A 14,742-nucleotide genomic window follows, 5' to 3' on the forward strand; every position below is an offset into this window, starting at 1 on the left:
GTTCCCTGCGGTGAGCGACATCTCCTCGACGGGCGGCCCCGCCGGCCCCGCCCACACCGCCGGCAGCACGGGCGGAGGGCTCCCCGCGGGTACCCGGGCGGCCAGCGACCTCCGGCTCGGCTCATCGACGTTCCGCCCGTCCGACCTGACCATCATGGCAATCATCAATCGGACGCCCGACTCGTTCTTCGACCGAGGCGCAACCTACGGCGAGCCGGAAGCGCTGGCCGCGGTGGACCGTGCCGTCGCCGAAGGCGCCCAGATCATCGACATCGGCGCGGTGAAAGCGGCACCGGGCGAGGACGTCGACACCATCGAGGAGCTGCGGCGGCTCGGCGGGTTCGTCGCGCTCGTCCGGTCCAGGCACCCCAGCGTCGTGATCAGCGTGGACACCTGGCGTGCCGAGGTGGGCCGGGTGGTGGCGAGTGAAGGCGCCGACCTGCTCAACGACGCCTGGGGCGGTACCGATCCCCGGCTCGCCGAAGTCGCCGCCGAGCACGCGCTGGGTCTGGTCTGCACCCACGCCGGGCAGCTGCCGCCGCGCACCCGGCCACACCGGATCGCCTACGACGATGTGGTCGCCGACATCATCGCCACCACGACCGGGCTCGCGAACCGCGCGGTGGCGCTCGGTGTGCGACCGGACGGCGTGATCGTCGATCCGGGCCACGACTTCGGCAAGAACAGCCGGCATTCCCTGGAGGCGACCCGCCGGCTCCCCGAACTCGCCGCAACCGGCTGGCCGGTTCTCGTCGCGCTGTCGAACAAGGACTTCATCGGCGAGACCCTCGACGCCGGGGTCACAGACCGCCTCGAAGGGAGCCTCGCCGCAACCGCGATCAGCGCCTGGCTCGGTGCCAGGATCTTCCGCGCCCACCAGGTCGCCGAGACCCGCAGGGTGCTGGACATGGTGGCGGCCATCCGCGGTACCCGCGACCTCGCCGTCGCCCGCCGAGGCCTCGCCTGACCCGGACGGCGGCTACTCCCCCTCGAGCCGCTCGGCGGTGGTCGGCCCGGTGCCGCCCGGCGGTGGCACGCCTGCCTCGAGAAGATCCAACGCGGCCTCGACCGTATTCGCCCAGCCCAGGGCGTTCCGGGCCGCCGGCCGGACGAAACCCCGCCGGACCAGTTCGTCCACCTGTGCCCGGAGATGGGCGAACAGGCCGTCCGGGTCGAGGACGACGACCGGCTTGGCATGCATCCCGAGAACGCGCCCGACCCACATCTCCAGCAGTTCCTCCAGGGTGCCAAGACCGCCGGGGAGGGCGAGGAAGGCGTCCGAGCGGATCTCCAGGAGCCTCTTGCGCTCCCGCATCGTCTCGGTGACGATCAGCTCGTCCGCGTCGCCGTCGGTGATTTCCAGGGCCGACAGCGCTCGGGGAATCACGCCGGTAGTGCGGGCGGCGCCCGCACGGGCCGCGCGGGCGACCGCACCCATGCACGAGACGGAGCCGCCACCCGAAACCAGGCCGTGGCCGCGGCGGGCGAGCGCGGCACCGACCGCCGCGGCCAGCTCGAGGTAGGAGGGATCGATCGCCTCGGACGACGAGCAGTAGACACAGATGTTCACGCGGGCTCGCCGCCCGGACGCCCGGCCTCCGAGCCCGGCTGGTCGTTGCCCACGCGGTGGCTGTTGACGATGATCTGAACAGCCTCGTCCACGTCATCGGTGAGAGTGACAAGATCAAGATCTGTCGGCAGGATGCGCCCGGCGCCCGCAACCGTGGTGCGCAGCCAGTCCAGCAGGCCCGCCCAGTACCGCGAGCCCATGAGCACCACCGGGAAGCGGGTCACCCTACGGGTCTGGACGAGCGTGAGCGCCTCGAACAGCTCGTCGAGCGTGCCAAGCCCGCCTGGCAGGATCACGAATGCCTCGGCGTACTTGACGAACATGGTCTTGCGGACGAAGAAGTACCGGAAGGTCACCCCGAGGTCCACCCAGTCGTTGAGACGCTGTTCGAACGGGAGCTCGATGCCGAGGCCGACCGACAGGCCGCCAGCCTCCTGCGCGCCCCGGTTGACAGCTTCCATAGCCCCCGGGCCGCCACCCGTGATCACCGCGTAGCCAGCCCGGACGAGCGCGCTGCCGAGCCGCTCGCCAAGGGCGTAGTCGGGGTCCTCGACGGGGACACGAGCCGAGCCGAAGACCGTCACCGCCCGGGGCAGCTCGGCGAGCAGCCCGAACCCCTCGACGAACTCACTCTGGATCCGCAGGACCCGCCACGGATCGGCGTGGACCCAGTCAGCCGGACCACGGGTGTCCAGCAGATGCTGGTCGGTCGTCGACCCTTCGACCAGCCCACGGCGAACGGTGATGGGCCCGCGTTGCCGCTCCGGCGGCCGGCGGGTCCGGGCTGGCCGATCCCGGCCCGGAGCCGGACCCGGAGCCGGACCCAGCCGGGGTCCCGGACCGGCGGCGGCCAGGCGAGGCGACGGCGACAGAAACATCGGCGGAAGCGGGGCCAGCGGAAACCGTTCGGGCGGCCACGGCACCGTCGGCGACAGGAACGTCTGGCTGGGTCGGGTCGGTAGGCGCACTCACGAGCTGTAACATAACGTTCCAGCGTTATGTTCAAGATCGTAAACGGGTAACCGACCGAGAAGTTCGACGGAGGTTACCCGAAACACCCCATGCGGGTCAGCGCATGAGGTAGCGCCGCAGCACATCCTCTGCCGCGCCGATCCGCGCCACCTCGACATACTCGTCGCGGGTGTGGGCGAGGCCAGGGTCACCAGGCCCGAAGTTGAGCGCCGGGATACCGAGCGCGGCGAAGCGGGCCACGTCGGTCCAGCCGTACTTGGCCACGGGCACACATCCCGCAGCCGCCACGAACGCGCTGACGACGGGCGCGGCGAGGCCGGGCAGCGCACCGGGCGCACTGTCGGTCACCGCAAGGGCGAAACCGTCGAGTACGGCACGGACATGCTCGAGCGCCTGACCGACATCACGGTCCGGGGCGAACCGATAGTTGACCGTGACCTCACAGGCGTCCGGGATGACGTTGCCAGCCACGCCGCCGCTCACCCACACGGCGTTGAGGCCCTCGCGGTAGGTACAACCGTCGATGGTCACCGTCCGTGGCTGGTAGTCGGCGAGGCGCTCCAGCAGCGGCGCGGCGCGGTGGATCGCGTTCTCGCCAAGCCATGCCCGCGCCGAGTGCGCCCGGCGTCCGCGTAGCGAGACCACCACCCGTAGGGTGCCCTGGCAGCCCGCTTCGATCTCGCCCGAGGTCGGCTCCAGGAGCACCGCGAGATCGGCGTCCAGCCAGTCGCGATGGCGCTCGGCAACGCGGCGCAACCCGTTGAGCTCGGCGCGGACCTCCTCGTTGTCGTAAAAAACCCAGGTCACGTCATGGGTGAGGGGCTCACCCGCGAGCGCGGCGGCCAGCCGCAGCAGCACGGCCACTCCCGACTTCATGTCGGAGGTCCCGCAGCCGTAGAGCCTGCCAGCCGCGAACCGGGCGGGCAGGTTGTCCGCGATCGGCACGGTGTCGAGGTGCCCGGCCAGCAGCACCCGGGTCGGCAGCCCCAGGTCGGTACGGGCAACGACGGCGTCGCCGTCCCGGTCGACCCGCAGTCCGGCGACGCCGGTCAGAGCCGTTTCGACCAGGTCCGCGAGGACGGCCTCGGAGCCGCTCACCGACGGGACGTCGACCAGGGCGCGGGTCAGCTCCACCGCCGAGGCGGTCAGGTCGAGCGGCGCGCCGCGGCCGAGCGGGGAACGCTCGGCGGATGGTCCAGGTAGCCGGTCCGGCAGCTGCTCAGCTGGCAACGCCGTGCTCCCGCAGGATGTCGTTCAGCGCGAGCTTGTCGTGGATCTCCCCTTCGGCCAGCGTCCGCAGCACCAGGATGCACGGCATGGCGTAGTCCCCGCCGGGGAACGACTTCACCCGGCTCGACCCGACCGCCACCGCCCGCTGCGGAATCTCCCCACGCGGGTACTCCTCGCCGGTGACCGCGTCGAACACGTGCGTGGAGGCGGTGAGGATCGCGCCGGCGCCGAGCTTGGCCCCGCGGCGCACCCGGGCGCCCTCCACCACCATGGCGCGGCTGCCGATGAACGCGTCGTCCTCGACCACCACGGGCTTGGCGTTCGGCGGTTCCAGCACCCCGCCGATGCCGGCCCCGCCAGACAGGTGCACCCGGCGCCCGATCTGCGCGCAGGAACCGACCGTCGCCCAGGTGTCGACCAGAGTACCGGCACCGACGTACCCGCCGATGTTGGTGTAGCTCGGCATCAGCACCGCACCAGGTTCGATATGCGCCCCCCAGCGGACGATCGCGCCCGGCACGACCCGCACCCCGTCGAAGGATGTCTTGAGCGGCACCCGGTCGTGATAACGGAAGTCGCCGGCCGCGGACTCGGCCATCGGCAGCACCCGGAAAGCGAGCAGGATAGCGCGTTTCGCCCGCTCGTCCACGACGACGTCGCCGCTGTCGGCGACATGGGCGACCCGGGCCTTCCCCGCGTCCAGGAGGTTGATCGCCTCAACCACGACATCGTGCAGGCTGCGGCCGGCCAGCGCCTCGGCGGCGTCAGGACGGTCCCACAACAGGTCGATGACCGGGTCTATCGCGGAGTCGATGATCTCGCCCGATGTGCTCACGACCCCGACCCTAACGAGGCGCCTGCCGCCCGTGCCCCACCGGCCCCGAAGGATCATGATCCTGGAAGATCGAGGAGCCCACCGCTCAGTGCCGGGAGACCGGAGCCAACGGGGCCAAGAGGCGGGAGGCGGGACCGCGGCGCCCCCCGGACGGCACCCCCCGGCCCAGGATGGGGGCTACCGGATGTCCGGCGGCTCCGTCGTGACCCGGAATCCGGGACGGCCGCCACGGTCGTCGCCCGGCCACGGCATCGCCGGGAGCGTCCCCGGGCCCGCGGGCGCCGGCCCCCTGTCCTGGTACTGGCTCCCCTGCTGGTGCTGGTAAGCGGTGTCCGGCCGCGCCCCGGCCACGGGCAGACCCCCGGTCGGCGGTCCGGACGGGAGGAGCGGCGCGACCGGACGGGCGCCGGTCTGGTGACCGCCGCCGACGTACCCGGCGGCCACCGGTGCCGGTGGCGGGTTGACCAGCTGCGGTGGCGGCAACATCGCCATCCGCTCCGGGACGGTGGCGACCTGGGCGTCCGGCCCGGTCAGCGCTATCCGGACGTGCCTGCGCCCGGCCTCGCCGTAGAACACGCCGGGGGCGACGAGTACACCCACGCTCGCCAGGGCGTCCACCGTCGTCCAGGCTTCCTCCCCGCGGGTCGCCCACAGGTAGAGCCCGGCCTCGCTGTGCTCGATCGTGAAGCCGGCAACGGCCAACGCCGCGGCGAGCACGGCCCGCCGGTTGGCGTAACGCGCCCGCTGCTCAGCGACGTGCATGTCGTCGGCAAGGGCCGCGGTCATGGCGGCCTGAACCGGTGTCGGCACCATCGACCCGCCGTGCCGCCGCACCTCCAGCAGCCCGGTGACGAGCCTCGGATCCCCGGTGACGAAGCCCGCGCGGTAGCCGGCGAGGTTCGACCGCTTGGACAGCGAGTGCACCGCGAGCAGCCCTTCGTGGGAGCCGCCGCAGACATCCGGATGCAGCACCGAGACAGGCCGGGCCTCCCAGCCCAGCTCGATGTAGCACTCGTCGCTGGCGACGACGATGCCGCGCTCGCGGGCCCAGCCCACGACCGCCCGCATCTCGTCCACGGTCAGCACCCGGCCGGAGGGGTTGGCCGGAGTGTTCAGCCAGACCAGCGCCACACCGTCCACCGGGCCGAGCACCGGCTCGCAACGGGCGAGCAGGGCACCGACCTCGTAGGTCGGATAGGCCGGTGCCGGTATCCAGACGCGGTCGCCCGGCCCGAGCCCGAGCTGGCTCGGCAGCTGCGCGACCAGCTCCTTCGTCCCGATCACCGGCAGGACGCTGTCGGGCTCGACGATCACCCCGAGCCGGCGCGCCAGCCAGCCCGCGGCCGCGTCCCGCAACTCGGGCGTACCCGCGGTGGCCGGATAGCCGGGGGCGTTCGCCGCCGCCGCGAGGGCATGCTGAACCGCGAGCGGGGTCGGGTCCACCGGCGTGCCGACCGACAGGTCGACCATGCCATACGGGTGTGCGCGGGCCTTGCGCGCGAACGGCGCAAGGGCGTCCCAGGGGAAGTCGGGCAGCCGCACCCGGAAGTGATGGGCCTGCCGGAGCGCTCCAGCAGGCCCCGTAGGCCCGGTCAGGACTCGCCCTGCGGCGCCAGCGCGGCGACACCGGGCGGATCGAAGTCGAGCGCGCCCACCTTCGACGCCCCGCCAGGCGAACCGAGCTCCTCAAAGAAGACGGCGTTGGTGTCGGTGAAACCCTTCCACTGATCCGGAACGTCGTCCTCGTAGTAGATGGCTTCGACCGGACAGACGGGCTCACACGCTCCGCAGTCGACGCACTCGTCAGGCTGGATGTACAGCATCCGTCCGCCTTCGTAGATGCAGTCGACCGGGCACTCCTCGATACAGGCCCTGTCCTTGACATCGACGCAGGGCTCCGCGATGACGTAGGTCACCGGTTGTTCCTCCTCGGCTCACGGGCGACTGATTCCCTAGTATCGACCTCGACGGTTCTGTGTCGACAACAAGGGCGTTCGCTTGTCGTGTATGTCGTCCGTATCACTCCTGCTGACGTCGGCGCCAGGGTTTCCGTCCGCCGGCGGGTCGCCGGTCCGCTGCCACTGACCGACGTCGTCGGGCAGCTGCTGTCCTGGACCGACCGATGTCTGACGATACGGACCAGAGACGGTTCCATCGTGAAGGTCGCGGAAACAGATCTCGTTGCCGGCCGGAGGGTGCCGCCGCGGCCGGTCCGCCCAGCGGCCGCTGGGCAGTGCGGCGCCGGGCAGTGCAACGCTGGGCATACGGAGGCGAATCCGCAATGAGTGCCCGAACACGACGCCAATTCGCCGACATCGTCCGCCGGGATCCGGTCGATGTCGCGCTGGCCTGCCTGCTGATCGCGGCGGAGGTCGAACCAGGCCTCGACCCAGCCCGCGAGCTGGCCCGGTTCGACGCCCTCGCCACGGACGCCGGTCGCCTTCTCGACATCGCGCCGGACGAGCTGGGCACCGCAACGGACGAACTGGGCACCGCGGCGGACGAGCGACCCGCCACCCGGCGCACACTCGCCGGGCTGGACGTGCGTGCCGCCGCCGAGATCCTGCGGGAGGCGCTGGGAACGCGGGCCGGCTTCCACGGTGACCCCGGCAGCTCCGACAGCCTGCACGCCTGCCTGCTCACGTCGGTGCTCCGGCGTCGGCACGGCCTGCCGATCATGCTGTCGATCGTGTGGATGGAGGTCGCCCACCGCCTCGGCGTCCCCGCGTACCCGATCGGCCTGCCCGGCCATGTCATCGTCGGTGTCGGCGCGCCGGACCGGCACGTCCTGGTCGACCCGTTCGCCGGCGGCCGGCTGATCACCGTACACGAGGCCGCGGAGAAGGTCCGTTCCGCCGGGGTGGCGTTCACCCGTTCGCAGCTCAAGCCGATGGACCCGACCGGCCTGCTCATGCGGGTACTGGGCAACATCCGGATCTGGGCGGCACGGACGGAGGCCATCGCGACGCGGCTGTGGGCCGTCGAGCTGTCCCTGTTGCTGCCGCGCCATCCCACCCACCTGCTCCGGGAGCGCGGGGAACTACGTGCCCGCCGCGGTGACTTCATCGGCGGCGCGGCGGATCTCACGACTTTCGCCGATGTGGTCGCCGCCCTGGAGCCGGCCGCGGCCGGCGCGGCCCGTGAAGCGGCACACGCCGCCCGTGCCCGCTTGAACTGACGCCGGTCAGTCAGCGGCGAGCTCCCGGTACATCCCCCGGTAGAACAGCAGGGGAGGCGCATCCCGGCTGGATCCGTCCAGTGCCACGACTTCACCGAGCAGCAGGGTGTGATCACCGCCCTCGTAGGTGAGGACCGTGCGGCACTCGAACGCCGCGAGCGCGTCCGTCAGCAGAACCACGCCGGTCGCGGCTCCGATGGAATGCTTCCAGCTCTCGAAGAGGGTCCGTGCGTCGTGCCGGTCCTGGCTGGCGAAGAAGCGGGACGCCTCCCGCATGTCCGCGGCAAGGACGGAGACGCCCCACACGCCCGCGCCGAGGACCGGCGTGTGGAAACGGGACATCTTGCCAACGCTGACCAGCACCAGCAACGGGTCGAGTGACACGGAGGTGAACGAGTTCGCGGTAATCGCGAACGGCTGGTCCTCGAAAACAGTGGTGATGACCGTGACACCTGTTGCGAAACGCCCGACCGCCCGGCGGAAGGCGTCCGGATCGACGGCCACGCGGACACGCTACTCCCGCGCCGGTTTGCCGAGGCACTCCCGACCTGCTCGTGACAACGACCACATCTCCTCTTGGCCAGCCACGGCTTCATCCCCGGTTGTGGCGGCCCTTCAGTGCCCGGGACGACGGTGGTCCGAGCCCTGGGCCGGCGGACGCTGATCCGGGTGCGGACCGGAGGCAGAACCGCGCGGACCGGTCGCCAGCGTCGCGGACAGGCCGCGACGGGGCGAGCCGAGCATCGCCACGACGACCGGAGCGATCGCACCGACGACCAGAAACAGGTACCCGGCGGTGCCCGCCGTCAGGAGAAGATCACCTTCAGGACGCGCGACGCCAAAACACAGCACGATCGGGATCCAGCCCACAGCAACGATCATGGCCCCGAGGCGGGTGCCGGTGAACCAGCGCACCAGCAGCGCCGCGGCGGTGTTTCCGGCCAGCGCGAAGGCAACTCCGACCGACAGCAGGACCCCGCCGGGCCGGGGGCCCACCGGAACGAGGAACACACCGTAGAAGCCGAGCGCAAGACCGACCAGCCAACCGAACACGTAGGCCGACCCCAGGAAAGCCCGAGACGGTTCAGCGCCTGCGCCTGCGCCTGCGCCGCTGCCGCTGTCGCTGCCGCTGACCGCGTTCACGTCCCTGCCCACATCGGTGGCTGTCGCCGTGACCGAGGCCGCCGGAGGCGGCTGACACGAATGATCATGCATCGTCGAACCGGGCATGGGTCGAGATTAAGAGCGACCGGCAATAGGGGACGCGGCGTCGCGGGGCTGGGGCACCCACCTCGCCGCGTTGTCGTCGGTCGCCACCCAACACCTCCGGTGGCTCCCTCCGCCGCCTCGCGACGCACGCATCCCAGCCCCGCTCCTTGGCCCACTCCCCTGTTACCGATCACTCAGAGATCGAGCCCGGCGAAGAGGTCGGTCTCGCGCCCGTTCGGGCCGCCGGCCGGTCCGCGCTCACCCCGGGTGAGGATGTAGTGCTCGGTGCCCCATGCCCGGTGGCCGATGCCGTCGGCCAGGACGAAGAAGAAACCGTCCGTCGTCATCTGGGTTGCATGCGCTCGCATGGCCGCCACCTTCGCCTCGAAGTGAGCGGGCGAATCGATCTCAGTGGTCACGGCACTGTCCGGCACCGCCATCGGCACGTCATCCGCCGACTGCACACCGTCGAACAGCTCACGCCCGGTACCCGACGAACGGAAGTAGTCGATCCCAGCCTGGATCATCGATCGCGCGACCGCGGTCTGGTACAGCTTCGCGGGCTGCCAGGGCGGCCCGGCATCCGGAGCGAAGGACGGATCCCCCGCCACCTCGAACATCCGCACAGTCAGTTCGTGCGCACGGATGTGGTCGGGATGCCCGTAGCCACCGTTGCTGTCGTAGGTGACCAGTACCTGCGGACGGACCGCACGGACGATCTCAGCCAGCGCGGCCGCCGCCTCGTCGGGATCGGCCCGCCACAGGCAGCGCGGATCGTCGTTCCCAGGAGTGCCCATCATGCCGCTGTCACGCCAGCGGCCCGGCCCGCCGAGGAAGCGATGGTCGGTGACGCCGAGCGCCTCGCACGAGCGCGCCAGCTCACCGATGCGGTACCCGCCGAGCTGGTCGCCCCGGTCGGAGCGCAGATTGATCAGTTCTGGAACGAGCACCTCGCCCATCTCCCCGAGCGTGCACGTGACAAGAGTCACATGGGTCTCCGGGTCGGCGGCGTAGGACGCCATGGTCAGCCCGGTCCCGATCACCTCATCGTCAGGGTGGGCATGCACGAACATCACCCGCCGCGCCGGCAGCTCGATGAAGTCCAGCCCAGACCCGGTCAGCACAGTGGGAGCAGTCACGCCCACGACCCTACGGGGCGCCGCGGACGCGACGGCACCGGAGCCCACCAACCACGCTCCGCGAGGATGAACGGAGATCACCCGAGGAGCGAAGCCAGGCTGGCCCGCCTACCTCACGCACACGACGACAGCCGCCGCACGCTGGCCGAGGTCACGCCCGGCGGCGGGAACGGAGCTTCTCCCGCTCCGCCGCGGTCAGCGCGACCTTGCGCATCCGCACCGGACCGGGCGTGACCTCCACGCACTCGTCCTCCCGGCAGAACTCCAGCGCCTGCTCCAGGGACAGCTGCCGGTGTGGGGTGAGGCGCACCAGCTCGTCCCCGGTGGACGAGCGCATGTTGGTGAGCTTCTTCTCCTTGGTGGGGTTGACGTCCATGTCGTCGGCACGGGAGTTCTCCCCGACGATCATACCTTCGTAGACGTCGGTGGTCGGACCCACGAAGAGGGTGCCGCGCTCGCCCAGGTTGTACAGGGCGTACGCGGTCGCCACGCCAGCACGGTCAGCCACCATCGAACCCGTCGCACGGGTACGGAGTTCCCCGAACCAGGGCTCGTAGGAGTCGAACACGTGGTGCATCAGCCCGGTGCCGCGGGTCTCGGTCAGGAACTCGGTCCGGAAGCCGATGAGCCCGCGGGCCGGCACCTGGTACTCCATCCGGATCCAGCCGGTGCCATGATTGATCATCTGCTCGAGGCGGCCCTTGCGGACCGCCAGCAGCTGGGTGAGCGTCCCGAGGTACTCCTCGGGGGCGTCGATGGTGAGCCGTTCCACCGGTTCGTGCCGCTTCCCGTCGATCTCCCTGGTGACGACCTGCGGCTTACCGACGGTGAGCTCGAAGCCCTCACGGCGCATCAGCTCGACCAGGATCGCCAACGCGAGCTCCCCGCGGCCCTGCACCTCCCAGGTGTCGGGGCGCTCGGTCGGCAGCACCCGGATGGAGACGTTGCCGACCAGTTCGGCATCCAGCCGGTTGCGCAGCAGTCGCGCGGTCAGCTTCGTCCCGGACTTACCGGCCAGCGGGGACGTGTTGATCCCGATGGTCATGCTGATCGACGGCTCGTCGACGGTGATGACGGGCAGCGGCCGCGGGTCCTCGGGGTCGGCCAGCGTTTCGCCGATCATGATATCCGCAATGCCCGCGATGGCGATGATGTCGCCTGGACCGGCCTGCTCGCCCGGCACCCGCTCCAGCGCCTTCGTGACCAGCAGCTCACTGATCTTCACCCGGTCGGTACGGCCGTCCGCGCGGCACAGCATCACGCTCTGCCCACGGCGCAGTGTCCCGTTGTGCACCCGGCACAGCGCGAGCCGGCCGAGGTAGGGGGATGCGTCAAGGTTGGTGACGAGCGCCTGCAAGGGTGCCTGCGGGTCGTAGACCGGCATCGGGACCGACTCAAGCAACACGTCGAACAACGGCTTGAGATCGGGTGAGTCGGGGTTGCCGCCATCATCCGGCCGGTTCAGCGAGGCGCGTCCCGCCTTGGCGTTGCAGTAGACGATCGGGAAGTCGATCTGGCTCTCATCCGCGTCGAGGTCGAGGAAGAGCTCGTAGGTCGCGTCGACGACCTCGGCGATCCGGGCGTCGGAACGGTCCACCTTGTTGATGACCAGAATGACCGGCTGCCTGGCTTCCAGCGCCTTGCGCAGGACGAACCGGGTCTGCGGCAGCGGGCCCTCGCTCGCGTCGACCAGCAGCACGACCCCGTCGACCATGGACAGGCCACGCTCGACCTCGCCGCCGAAGTCCGCGTGGCCAGGCGTGTCCACAATATTGATCGTGACGTCGCCGTACTGGACCGCGGTGTTCTTCGCGAGAATCGTGATGCCCTTCTCGCGTTCGAGATCCATCGAGTCCATGACGCGATCCGTCGCCTCGGCATGGTCACCGAAGGCGCCGGACTGCCGCAGCATCGCGTCGACGAGGGTTGTCTTGCCATGATCGACGTGGGCAATGATCGCGACGTTGCGCAGATCGGCGCGGACGGACACGGTGGCGGGCTCCGGTACGGACGTGGGGCAGCGGCCCCGAGGCTGGTTGTTACTGGACAGATGGTGCTGACATCGTGACGCCGGACGCGGAACCCGGCCCGACGGGACACCCCGCGCGTCAGGCATGGGCACCAGAAGATCATCCCATTCCCGCTCGCCTCTCAGGGTCTACCCGCCATGGTACGGACCCGCGAGACCTCACATCGAAAATCAACAGAAGGTTTATTTCTCAACACCTTCCGTTAATGTTATCTACCATCCCACAACCCCAGAACACCCGCCGCCAGAGCAACGCGAAGATCATTAACTAACGGTAAGTCCGGAGAGAGCCACGCTACGTTATCAAGTTCGTGCGATGCCAGCCATCGCAGCTCCGAATGCGCGATCATATATGGCTCGCCACCGACGATCCGAGCGAACCACACCCGGAGCACCCAGCCGGCCGTGGGCAGCGCGACCTCGCCGAGGAGCGCTCCCACCTCGATGCCCACGCCGAGCTCCTCGCGGCACTCGCGCGCGAGCGCGGTCGCCTCGTCCTCGCCGGGCTCGACCTTGCCACCGGGAAACTCCCAGCCACCGGCGAGCGCGGGAGGATCGCGCCGGCAGCATGCCAGCACGCGGCCCTGCGCGTCGATGAGCGCCGCGGCTACCACAACCCGCCGGCTGCCTGTCGGCTCCATAGCCGCACACACTCTCATGGCGCTGGGTTTCCCCGCGGCAAGGAGGGCGCGCTCACCCAGGTGGGGGTAACACCGAAGTCACCCGACAAACTGAACGGAGGCCATTCCATGCCCACCAGGCTCGACGCGGACCGGCTCGCCGACGCACTCGGCGAACTACCGGGATGGAGCGGTGATACCTCGACAATTGTACGAAAAGTCACCATGGATGATGAGACCGCAGACGAGGTGGTCGAGCGGATCTCGCTCGTGGCGAACACCATGAATCACCATCCCATCGTTGACCGAGCACACGGCGTGACAACCTTCACGGTCTGGACGCATTCCCAGGGCGGCGTCACAGAGCTTGACATCACGCTGGCATCCCGGATCTCCGACGTCCTGCGTCAGCACGGCATCGCGGACCCCAGCAGGTAAGAGCGCCCGGCAACAGGGGTGCGGCGGCACGGCAATCCCTCATGCGCCGCCGCATCTTTCCGACTACTCGTCGTGCCTCCAAGGCTCTGACCTGGGAACCCTCGGCGTCCCCATCAAAACTAGGTGATATGAATTAGCTATTCGCCTTGATCTATCGGGCGTCGGATCCCGGGAAGGTCACCCCAGCGCCATGCTGGATCAGCGTGACAAGACAACCACTGTTCGTGGAGGCCTACTGTGCGGCATCGCATTCCGTTTGGTCAGCGGTCTGCCATGGCCGTCGTCGCCGTTGTGCTGGCGGCAAGCTGCGGCGGCGGTAACGGCGACACACAGAGCGCGTCCGCGAACGCAGCCTGCACAACCCCCGGCATCAGCCCGACCACAGCCAAAGTCGGGCTGGTCTTCCCCTCCTCAGGGCCCGCGGCACCGCAGTTCGCGGACTTCCGGGCCGGCATAGACGCGCGGTTCGGCGTGGCGAACGGCAACGGCGGCGTACATGGCCGCCAGCTCGTCTACGACTGGTCGGACGACAGCTCCGACCCGGCCACGAACCGCGCCGTGACAACCGGGCTCGTCGAAAGATCACAGGTCTTCAGCATCCTCCAGGCCAGCAACGTCGTCTCCGGTTCAGCCGACTACCTGCACAAGAACGGCATACCGGTGGTCGGCTTCTCGGCGGAAACCATCTGGAGCAAGAACGACAACATGTTCACCTGGTCGAACTACCTCACGGACGGCCCGGCACCGACGACATGGGGAACATTCGCGAAGAACCTGGGCGGCCGGAAGGCCGCCGTGCTCCGCATCGCGTTCAGCGAGGCATCGGGCATTTTCGCCCAGAAGATGACGGACAGCCTGAAGGCCGCGGGCATCGACGTGGTCTACACCGACCAGATCTCCGTGACCGGGACGGACCCGTCCATGATCGCCGCAAAGATAAAGAGCTACGGTGTTGACGTGCTCGCCGGCGCGCTGACGGTCGACGCTTTCGCGAGCATTACCAGCGCGGTCAACCGGGCGCAGATACCGCTCAAGGTCTCGATGTCCCCGTCCGGGTACGACCAGGCGGTCCTCATCAAATACGGCGCCCAGCTCGCCAGGACCTACCTGTTCCTGAACGTCGCGCCGTTCGAGGAGAACCTGCCCGCGCACAAGGCGTTCATCGCCGGGATGACGGCGTACGCCCCGCAGCTCCAGCCACCGACCCAGAGCGTCGCCCTCAGCGGCTGGATCACCGCCGACCTGTTCATCCGCGGGCTTCAGGCCGCCGGCTCGTGCCCCACCCGCCAGTCCTTCATCAGCGGGCTGCGAGATGTCCACGACTACGATGCCAACGGTCTGGTGGTACCAGCCTCCGACATGGCCAAGTACCAGAGCGCCTCACCGTGTTACACCTTCGTCCAGATCAACGCCAAGGGCACCGCCTTCGACGTGCAGCAGCCGGCGCCATACTGCGGTCAGTAGCTCGGAGCCGCAGAGCGCCCGGCAACAGGGGCGTGGATCAAGGAACGAGGCTACGGCG

At 69.6% G+C, this 14,742-nt stretch carries 15 protein-coding genes; 4 read left to right on the forward strand and 11 right to left on the reverse strand.

Annotation, left to right across the window (positions count from 1 at the left end; translation table 11 throughout):
• The first annotated feature begins 154 nt into the window (after positions 1-154).
• Entirely contained in the window at positions 155-967 is an 813-nt protein-coding gene (gene folP / locus MJ785_RS12390; RefSeq protein WP_305039353.1) for a dihydropteroate synthase, read from the forward strand.
• 12 nt (positions 968-979) lie between these two features.
• Here folP and MJ785_RS12395 read toward each other — a convergent pair whose 3' ends face one another.
• From MJ785_RS12395 to fdxA, 6 genes are all read right to left on the reverse strand, one after another.
• Entirely contained in the window at positions 980-1,570 is a 591-nt protein-coding gene (locus MJ785_RS12395; protein ID WP_239308388.1) for a TIGR00730 family Rossman fold protein, read from the reverse strand.
• Entirely contained in the window at positions 1,567-2,448 is an 882-nt protein-coding gene (locus MJ785_RS12400) for a TIGR00730 family Rossman fold protein (protein ID WP_239380941.1), read from the reverse strand. The genes MJ785_RS12395 and MJ785_RS12400 overlap by 4 nt, the downstream gene beginning before the upstream one ends.
• A gap of 190 nt (positions 2,449-2,638) precedes the next feature.
• A complete protein-coding gene (gene dapE, locus MJ785_RS12405; RefSeq protein WP_239308418.1) occupies positions 2,639-3,691 on the reverse strand; it encodes a succinyl-diaminopimelate desuccinylase in 1,053 nt (350 codons plus the stop codon).
• A 70-nt stretch (positions 3,692-3,761) separates the two neighbouring features.
• Positions 3,762-4,607 carry a 2,3,4,5-tetrahydropyridine-2,6-dicarboxylate N-succinyltransferase gene (locus tag MJ785_RS12410; RefSeq protein WP_239308389.1) on the reverse strand — a complete coding sequence of 282 codons (846 nt, stop codon included), beginning with the start codon at positions 4,605-4,607 and terminating at the stop codon, positions 3,762-3,764.
• 177 nt (positions 4,608-4,784) lie between these two features.
• On the reverse strand, positions 4,785-6,149 hold the full coding sequence (dapC, locus tag MJ785_RS12415; RefSeq protein ID WP_305039914.1) for a succinyldiaminopimelate transaminase: 1,365 nt from the start codon (positions 6,147-6,149) through the stop codon (positions 4,785-4,787).
• A gap of 50 nt (positions 6,150-6,199) precedes the next feature.
• A complete protein-coding gene (fdxA, locus tag MJ785_RS12420; RefSeq protein ID WP_239308390.1) occupies positions 6,200-6,523 on the reverse strand; it encodes a ferredoxin in 324 nt (107 codons plus the stop codon).
• A 365-nt stretch (positions 6,524-6,888) separates the two neighbouring features.
• On the opposite strand from fdxA, the gene MJ785_RS12425 reads away from it, so the two are divergent.
• Positions 6,889-7,785 carry a transglutaminase-like domain-containing protein gene (locus tag MJ785_RS12425; protein WP_239308391.1) on the forward strand — a complete coding sequence of 299 codons (897 nt, stop codon included), beginning with the start codon at positions 6,889-6,891 and terminating at the stop codon, positions 7,783-7,785.
• 6 nt (positions 7,786-7,791) lie between these two features.
• Here MJ785_RS12425 and MJ785_RS12430 read toward each other — a convergent pair whose 3' ends face one another.
• From MJ785_RS12430 to MJ785_RS12450, 5 genes are all read right to left on the reverse strand, one after another.
• A complete protein-coding gene (locus MJ785_RS12430) occupies positions 7,792-8,289 on the reverse strand; it encodes a flavin reductase family protein (protein WP_239308392.1) in 498 nt (165 codons plus the stop codon).
• 111 nt (positions 8,290-8,400) lie between these two features.
• Positions 8,401-8,838: a DUF6113 family protein gene (locus tag MJ785_RS12435; RefSeq protein WP_370652937.1), complete on the reverse strand. Its 438-nt coding sequence runs from the start codon at positions 8,836-8,838 to the stop codon at positions 8,401-8,403.
• 350 nt (positions 8,839-9,188) lie between these two features.
• Positions 9,189-10,067 carry an N-acetyl-1-D-myo-inositol-2-amino-2-deoxy-alpha-D-glucopyranoside deacetylase gene (mshB, locus tag MJ785_RS12440; protein ID WP_239308419.1) on the reverse strand — a complete coding sequence of 293 codons (879 nt, stop codon included), beginning with the start codon at positions 10,065-10,067 and terminating at the stop codon, positions 9,189-9,191.
• A gap of 217 nt (positions 10,068-10,284) precedes the next feature.
• The gene (typA, locus tag MJ785_RS12445; RefSeq protein ID WP_239308394.1) at positions 10,285-12,123 is read right to left on the reverse strand and encodes a translational GTPase TypA; all 1,839 of its coding nucleotides are present in this window, start codon (positions 12,121-12,123) and stop codon (positions 10,285-10,287) included.
• A gap of 248 nt (positions 12,124-12,371) precedes the next feature.
• A complete protein-coding gene (locus MJ785_RS12450) occupies positions 12,372-12,821 on the reverse strand; it encodes a (deoxy)nucleoside triphosphate pyrophosphohydrolase (protein WP_239308395.1) in 450 nt (149 codons plus the stop codon).
• A gap of 90 nt (positions 12,822-12,911) precedes the next feature.
• Between MJ785_RS12450 and MJ785_RS12455 the strand changes: the two genes are divergently transcribed.
• Both MJ785_RS12455 and MJ785_RS12460 read left to right on the forward strand, forming a co-directional pair.
• Positions 12,912-13,220, forward strand: coding sequence for a 4a-hydroxytetrahydrobiopterin dehydratase (locus tag MJ785_RS12455; RefSeq protein ID WP_239308396.1), 309 nt, complete (start codon positions 12,912-12,914; stop codon positions 13,218-13,220).
• Between the two features lie 273 nt (positions 13,221-13,493).
• Positions 13,494-14,684 carry an ABC transporter substrate-binding protein gene (locus tag MJ785_RS12460; protein ID WP_239372396.1) on the forward strand — a complete coding sequence of 397 codons (1,191 nt, stop codon included), beginning with the start codon at positions 13,494-13,496 and terminating at the stop codon, positions 14,682-14,684.
• Positions 14,685-14,742: the final 58 nt, after the last annotated feature.

The sequence above is a fragment of the Protofrankia sp. CiT1 genome (assembly GCF_917627335.1).
Taxonomy (GTDB): domain Bacteria; phylum Actinomycetota; class Actinomycetes; order Frankiales; family Frankiaceae; genus Protofrankia.